This window comes from Saccharothrix sabaoui (assembly GCF_051756985.1).
Classification (GTDB): Bacteria; Actinomycetota; Actinomycetes; order Mycobacteriales; family Pseudonocardiaceae; genus Actinosynnema.
The window spans coordinates 21,819-28,492 of record NZ_JBPKJK010000119.1 but is presented as its reverse complement, the minus strand read 5'-3'; the positions used below and the strand labels follow the sequence as shown (position 1 = coordinate 28,492).

Sequence of the window (6,674 nt, the reverse complement as noted above, 5' to 3'; positions counted from 1 at the left end):
CGTCAGGACCCGAAGCGGCGGTGCCGGATGGCGTAGTCGCGCAGGGCGCGCAGGAAGTCGGTGCGGCGGAACTCCGGCCAGTACGCCTCGCAGAACCAGAACTCCGAGTGCGCCGACTGCCACAGCATGAACCCGGACAGCCGCTGCTCGCCCGAGGTGCGGATCAGCAGGTCGGGGTCGGGCTGGCCGGAGGTGTAAAGGTGCTCGGCGATGTGGTCGACGTCGAGGACCTCGGCCAGCTCCTCGATCGTGCCGCCGCTCTCGGCGTGCTTCTGGAGCAGCTTGCGCACGGCGTCGGCGATCTCCTGCCGGCCGCCGTAGCCGACCGCGACGTTGACCTCCAGGCCGGTGCGGGAGCGCGTGCGCAGGGACGCGGCGGACAGCCGGGCCGCGGTCTCGGTGGGCAGCATGTCGAGCGCGCCGACGTGCCGCACGCGCCACGGGTTACCGGGTTCGGCCAGCTCGTCGACGATGTCGGCGATGATGTCGAGCAGCGGCCCCAGCTCGTCGTCCGGGCGGTTGAGGTTGTCCGTGGACAGCATCCACAGGGTCACCACCTCGACGCCGGACTCGCGGCACCAGGTCAGCAGCTCCAGGATCTTGCGGGCACCCGCGCGGTGGCCGTGCGCGACGTCGGTGAAGCCGGCCTCCTTGGCCCAGCGGCGGTTGCCGTCGAGCACGACGCCGACGTGGCGCGGCCGTTGCCTGCCGTCCAGCCACCGGGTGAGCCGGTACTCGTAGATCGGGAGGAGGAACCGGTCCTTGATGCGCTCGCGAAGACCCACGCTGGCAGAGCGTACGCCGCGTGGGGCTGGTCACCGCGACACGTGCTGCCGGCGCACCTACGGTCCCGTAACCTCGGGCGGGTGACCACGTCGACGCAGTCCCACCTCCCGGCGCCCTCCCTGCGGCCCCGCTTGCGCGGCTGGCTGCACCTCTGGTCGTTCGTCGTCTCGGTGGCGACGGGGGCCGTGCTGATCGCGCTGGCCGCCGCCACCGTGTCCGCCAAGGCCGCCCTCGCCACGTCCGTGTACGGGGTGACGGTGCTCGGCCTGTTCGGGGTGAGCGCCCTCTACCACCGGGTCAACTGGGTGAGCGTGCGGGCGCGCACCTGGATGAAGCGCCTGGACCACTCGATGATCTTCGTGTTCATCGCGGGCACCTACACCCCGTTCGCGCTGCTGGCCATGCCGCCGGCCACGGGCAACGTCGTGCTGGCCGTGGTGTGGATCGGCGCCCTGGCCGGCGTGGCGCTGAAGCTGGCCTGGCCGCACGCCCCGCGCTGGCTCGGCGTGCCCATCTACATCGCCCTGGGCTGGGTGGCGGTGTTCGTCCTGCCCGACCTCCTGCACCACGCGGGCGTGGCGGCCCTGGCGCTCATCATCGCGGGCGGCCTCCTCTACACGGTGGGCGCGATCTTCTACGCCACCCGCTGGCCCAACCCCTGGCCGCAGGTCTTCGGCTACCACGAGTTCTTCCACGCGGCCACGGTGCTGGCGGCGATCTGCCACTACATCGCCATCTGGTTCGCGATCTACTCCTGACGGGGGCTGTCTGCCGTGGCGTTCGTGACCGGTCGTGCGGTGCGGTGGGTGAGCGACGAGCCCTTCCCCGGGTGGGTCGAGGTGCGGCTCACCGACGCGCACGGGGTGGAGTGGAGCCTGTTCGACAAGCCCACCGCGTTCGACGACGAGGGGCGGCTGCGGGGCAACACCGCGTACCCCGTCGAGGTCGAGGTGGCGTGCGAGGTGGTCGGGCGCGGCAGCCTGGCGGACGGCACGGAGGTGGTGACGGTGTCGACGCGGCTCCCGCTGGGGATCGAGGCGGTCGACGGGCGGACCGAGTTCCTGGTGGACGTCGACCAGGTCAACGAGGCCGCAGGGCGGTGAACGCGGCCGCCGCGCGGGTCGCCGCGGCCCGCACGTGGGGCTCGTAGTGGGCCGGGTCGGCGTGCTCCACCAGCGGCAGGGTGAGCCGGTTGTCGTCGCGGTGGCGGCCCCGGTGGGTGAGTCGGGTCGGGAAGAGGGACTCGGCGAAGTCCGCGACGTCGCGCACCCACCAGCGGGGGCCGGGGACCGCGACGGCGTGGTCGTCCCGGCGCGGGGTGAGCAGGGCGGCGCCCGGCGGGGTCAGGTCGTGGTCCCACTCGCCCGTCCAGAGGTGCGCGACCGGGACGGCGGGCGGGCGGCGCAGGCCACCGGTGCCGGGCAGGTCGCGCCAGTCGAACACCACCCACCAGCCGGGCAGCGGGTCCGGTGGTGATGCGGTGACCCAGGCGAGGCCGGGGCGCCCGGCGGCGTCGAGGGCGGCGGTGGTGCCGCGGACGGCGGCCAGCACCTGCGCGACGCCCTCGGCCAGGGCGCGCCGGTTGAGGGCGGTGGCGCGCGCGACCGGGCTGCCCGGGTCGGCGAGGGCGGCGGCGTGGGCGCGCCGCCAGGCGGCGAAGCGCTCCTCGGCCTCCCGCTGCACGCGTCGGGCCCCTTCTTCCGCGCGGGCGCGGGCCGCCGCGCGTTCCGCCTCCGCGCGGGCCGCGCGGGCCTCGACCTCGGCGCGGACGGGGGCGTAGCGGGCGTCGGCGGCGGCGACCCGGGCGGCGAACTCGCGCTCGGCGGCGGCGCGGCGGAGGCGGGCGGCGACCCGGAACGAGCGGTCGCGCCGCTCCAGCGCCTCGACGACCTCGGTGAGGAACCGGTGGGCCGCCGCGTTCCACGCCTCGACCTCGGCCGGGTCGGCGGCGAGCTCGACCCCGGCGACCGGGGGCGCGCCCAGGGCGGCGTGGAGGTCGTCGTCCAGGGCGTACCGCCCGGCGGGCGGGAACCAGTAGGCGGTGAACCCGTGCCACCGCACCAGCAGCGCCGTCACGCCGCCCAGCGTGCCCCGAAGTCCGCCACCGTGGCGTGGCCGTGCGCGAACTCGCCCAGCAGGGATTTCAGGCCGCGCAGCAGGGCGGGGCGGCCGACGCGCGCCTCGACCTCCAGCACGCGGGCCAGGTGCGGTGCGTAGGGGCGGTCGGGCAGCGGGTCGCCGGGCAGGTCGTCCCACGGTCGCCCGCCGGGCAGGAACCGCTCGACGAACAACCTGCTCAGGTACACCGCGAGGCCCTCGACCAGCCAGGACGCGGTGCTCACCAGGTTGCCGACCCAGGCGTGCGCGACCTCGTGGCTGATCACGGTCATCGCGTAGCGCGGCGCGCCGAGCCGGTCGAGCACGACCTGGTCGAACAGCACCAGTCCCGGCGAGGACAGCGCCAGCGACGGGAACTCGTGCACGAACACGGCCTCGCACTTCGGGTACGGGTAGGGCCCGAGCAGGTCCTCGAAGAACAGGACGGACCTGGTCAGCAGTTCGGCGACGACGCCGCCGTCGACCGCCGAGCGCGAGGCGGGCACGTGCACGGAGGGCGTGACGGCGGCGAACGGGCCGGCCGCCGCGGCGACCACGATCGGCGGGATGGGGTGCGTCGGCGCGAACTCCCGCACCCCGCCGGAGCGGGCGCGCAGCGGGGCGTTGGCCAGGCACGTCCACGACGGCGGCGCGGTGACGGTCAGCGTCACGGGCGCGCGCAGCCGCTGGTCGTCGAAGCAGCACATGGTGCGCGGCGCGGCGTTGGGGTAGTTGGTGGCGTAGAGGTAGACGTGCCCGTCGACGGGGTCGGTGACGCGGCGGAACCCGCGGTCGGAGAACGCGAACAGCGCGTCGACCTCCAGCAGGTTGACCGGGCCGAGGTCGGTCAGCGGGGCCTCGCACCTGATCGGGCGCCCGTTCAGCGTGGCGCTGAGCACCTCGGCGGCGGCCAGGTCGACGTAGTCGCGACCGCCGCGGAAGCGGACCGCGGTGCGGCCCCGCACCTCCGGTTCGACCGGGTCGAGGTGCCAGGTGAGCGCGTAGGAGTCTACTGAGAACACGGTGATCCCCCCGTCCTCCGAGGCTAGTCGGGGAACGGGGGTCCCGTCACGCGAGGTCGGGCCCTTGGCGCCGCAGGTCGTCGACCTTGGTCATGGCGTCGCGCAGCTCGGCGAGCCACGTGTCGGCGTGCTCGCCGACCAGGCGCACGGCCCAGGCCAGCGCCTCGGAGCGGGACCGGGCGACGCCGGCCGCGACGAGGGTGTCCAGCACCTTGCGCTCGGGCTGCCGCAACCGCGTCATCACGGGCGCGGACAGCGTGGTGAACAGCTCCTCGGTGCCGCCGAGCCGGGCGCCCCAGGCGACCTTGCGCCGGTAGCGGTGCTCGGCCTGGCGGGCGATCTCGATCCGCTCGTCGCGGGTCTGCTCCCGGAACCGGCTGATCCGGCCGGACTCGGCGGCGGCCCGCTCGGCGTCGTCGGCGAACGCGCCCTCCAGCGGCGGCAGGACGCCCACCACCACGATCTCCTCGCGGTCGACGCTCACCGAGGGCGCCTCGGCGAACCACCCGTCGGGCAGGCGGCCCGCGAACCAGGCCCCCGCGTCGTCGGCCGGGGGCTGCTCGGCCTGCGGCCACCCGCCCCTGCTTCCCCATCCGCGTCGCATCTCGCACCACCTCGATTACACGATTACGTCGTAACCGACGCTACGCGCGCACCGGGTGAGGTCCAGGGGGTTCGCTGACGGTGGACAGGTCCGGGGCGGCCAGGTCAGCGGGCAGCCAGGTCCGGGGCGGCCAGGTCAGCGGCCAGGTCAGCGGGCGGCCAGGGCCTCGGTCAGCTCGGCGGTCGTGGTGACGGGCCGGTCGCACACGTAGCCGCGGCACACGTAGGCCGCCGCGCGGCCGTCGACCAGCGGGCGGTCCTCCAGCAGCGGCGCGCCGCCGGGGTCGCCGGAGACCACCACGCCGCCGCCGTGCACCCCGGCCCACGCCGCCCGGACGAGGTCGTCGTCACCGCCGACGACGGCCACCTGCACCGGTCCCAGGGCGAGCGCCTCGGCGACGCCGAGCCAGTGCCCGGCGAAGCGCGGTTCCCGCGCGACGAGCAGCCCGGCCCGCTCCAGGGCGGCCTCCGCGGCCTCGCGGTAGCGCGCCGGACCGCCCAGTGCCGAGGCCGTGACCAGCGCGGACGCCAGCGACGACGCGCCGGACGGCGTGGCGTTGTCCGACGGGTCCGACGGCCGCTGCACGAGCGCCTCGGCGTCGTCGGCGGTGTCGTAGTAGACGCCCGGCTCCTCCCCCGCGAACCGCGCCAGCGCGGTGTCGAGCAGGCCGCACGCCTCGGTGAACCACCGCGCGTCGCCGGTCGCCTGGTGCAGCGCGAGCAGGCCGTCGGCGAGGCAGCCGTGGTCCTCCAGCACACCCGCAGCCGTGCCCGCGACGCCGTGGCGGGAGGTGCGGCGCAGCCGCCCGTCGACGACGTGGGTGCCCAGGAGGAGTTCGGCGGCGCGCACGGCCGCCGCCACCCAGCGGGGTTCGCCGAGCACCGCGCCCGCCTCGGCGAGGGCCGCGACGGCCAGGCCGTTCCACGCGGTCACGACCTTGTCGTCGCGCCCCGGCTGCGGCCTGCGCGAACGCGCCTCCAGCAGCCTGGCGGCCAGGTCCGGGTCGGCGTCGCCGAGCAGCCGCAGCGTGGACGTGCCGTGCTCGAACGTGCCCTCGTCGGTGACGCCGTACAGGGCCGCGGCGCGGGAACCCCCGGCGAGGCCGAGCACCTCGACGAGCTGCGCGGGCGTCCACACGTAGGTGGCGCCCTCGACCCCGTCCGTGTCGGCGTCCAGCGACGCGGCGAACCCGCCCTCGGGCGTGCCCAGGTCGCGGAGCAGGAACTCGGCGGTCGCCCGCGCCACCCGCGCGTGCGCCGGGTCGTCGTCGCGGCGGGCCAGGTGCGCGTAGGCGCGCAGCAGCAGGGCGTTGTCGTAGAGCATCTTCTCGAAGTGCGGCACGACCCACGCGGCGTCCACGGAGTAGCGCGCGAACCCGCCGGCGAGCTGGTCGTGGATGCCGCCGGACGCCATCGCGGCGCACGTGGCGCGGGCCATCGACAGCGCCTCGACCGACCCGGTGCGCTCGTGGTGGCGCAGCAGGAACTCCAGCACCGTCGACGGCGGGAACTTGGGCGCGCCGCCGAACCCGGCGTTGGCCCGGTCGAAGTGCCCGAGCAGCGACACCACCGCGCCCGCCAGCACGTCTTCGTCCACAGTGGACCGGGGCAGCGGGGTGAACGCCAGCTGGGAGGCGATCCCGGCGGCGGACTCGCGCACCTCGTCGCCCTGCTCGCGCCACGCGTGCGCGATGGCCTCCAGCACCTGCCCGAACGACGGCGTCCCCGGCCGGGGCGACGGCGGGTAGTAGGTGCCCGCGTAGAACGGCTCGCCGCCGGGCGTGAGGAAGACCGTCATGGGCCACCCGCCGTGCCCGCTCAGCGCCTGCGTGACGGCCATGTAGACGGCGTCCACGTCCGGCCGCTCCTCGCGGTCGACCTTGACGTTGACGAAGTGCTCGTTCATGTACGCGGCCGTCGCGTCGTCCTCGAACGACTCGTGCGCCATCACGTGGCACCAGTGGCAGGCCGCGTAGCCGACGCTGAGCAGCACCGGCACGCCCCGCTCGCGCGCCTCGGCGAACGCCGCGGGCGACCACTCCCACCAGTCGACCGGGTTCTCCGCGTGCTGGAGCAGGTACGGGCTGGTCGAGGACGCGAGCCGGTTCGTCATGGCCCCACGGTAAATCCCCGCCGCCGACCGGACCGCTCGGCGAGAATGTGCCG

Annotated in this window: 7 protein-coding genes; 2 read left to right on the top strand and 5 right to left on the bottom strand. The window is 75.3% G+C overall.

Annotation, left to right across the window (positions count from 1 at the left end; translation table 11 throughout):
- Nucleotides 1–2: 2 nt before the first annotated feature.
- Entirely contained in the window at nucleotides 3–785 is a 783-nt protein-coding gene (locus ACR807_RS29575; RefSeq protein WP_438924729.1) for an isoprenyl transferase, read from the bottom strand.
- 81 nt (nucleotides 786–866) lie between these two features.
- Here ACR807_RS29575 and trhA point away from each other — a divergent pair, with 81 nt between their 5' ends.
- Both trhA and ACR807_RS29565 read left to right on the top strand, forming a co-directional pair.
- Nucleotides 867–1,544: a PAQR family membrane homeostasis protein TrhA gene (gene trhA, locus ACR807_RS29570; protein ID WP_438924728.1), complete on the top strand. Its 678-nt coding sequence runs from the start codon at nucleotides 867–869 to the stop codon at nucleotides 1,542–1,544.
- A 48-nt stretch (nucleotides 1,545–1,592) separates the two neighbouring features.
- Nucleotides 1,593–1,889 carry a hypothetical protein gene (locus tag ACR807_RS29565; protein WP_438924727.1) on the top strand — a complete coding sequence of 99 codons (297 nt, stop codon included), beginning with the start codon at nucleotides 1,593–1,595 and terminating at the stop codon, nucleotides 1,887–1,889.
- On the opposite strand, the gene ACR807_RS29560 is transcribed toward ACR807_RS29565, so the two are convergent.
- The 4 genes from ACR807_RS29560 to ACR807_RS29545 all read right to left on the bottom strand — a co-directional run bounded on the left by ACR807_RS29560 (nucleotide 1,867) and on the right by ACR807_RS29545 (nucleotide 6,621).
- Entirely contained in the window at nucleotides 1,867–2,862 is a 996-nt protein-coding gene (locus ACR807_RS29560; protein ID WP_438924726.1) for a hypothetical protein, read from the bottom strand. The two genes, ACR807_RS29565 and ACR807_RS29560, sit on opposite strands and share 23 nt — an antisense overlap.
- Complete coding sequence (locus ACR807_RS29555) at nucleotides 2,859–3,905, bottom strand: M1 family metallopeptidase (RefSeq protein ID WP_438924725.1); 1,047 nt, start codon at nucleotides 3,903–3,905, stop codon at nucleotides 2,859–2,861. The genes ACR807_RS29560 and ACR807_RS29555 overlap by 4 nt, the downstream gene beginning before the upstream one ends.
- A gap of 46 nt (nucleotides 3,906–3,951) precedes the next feature.
- Nucleotides 3,952–4,509, bottom strand: a complete 558-nt coding sequence (gene abmR / locus ACR807_RS29550) for an ATP-binding transcription factor AbmR (RefSeq protein WP_438924724.1) — start codon at nucleotides 4,507–4,509, stop codon at nucleotides 3,952–3,954.
- Between the two features lie 147 nt (nucleotides 4,510–4,656).
- The gene (locus ACR807_RS29545; protein WP_438924723.1) at nucleotides 4,657–6,621 is read right to left on the bottom strand and encodes a thioredoxin domain-containing protein; all 1,965 of its coding nucleotides are present in this window, start codon (nucleotides 6,619–6,621) and stop codon (nucleotides 4,657–4,659) included.
- Nucleotides 6,622–6,674: the final 53 nt, after the last annotated feature.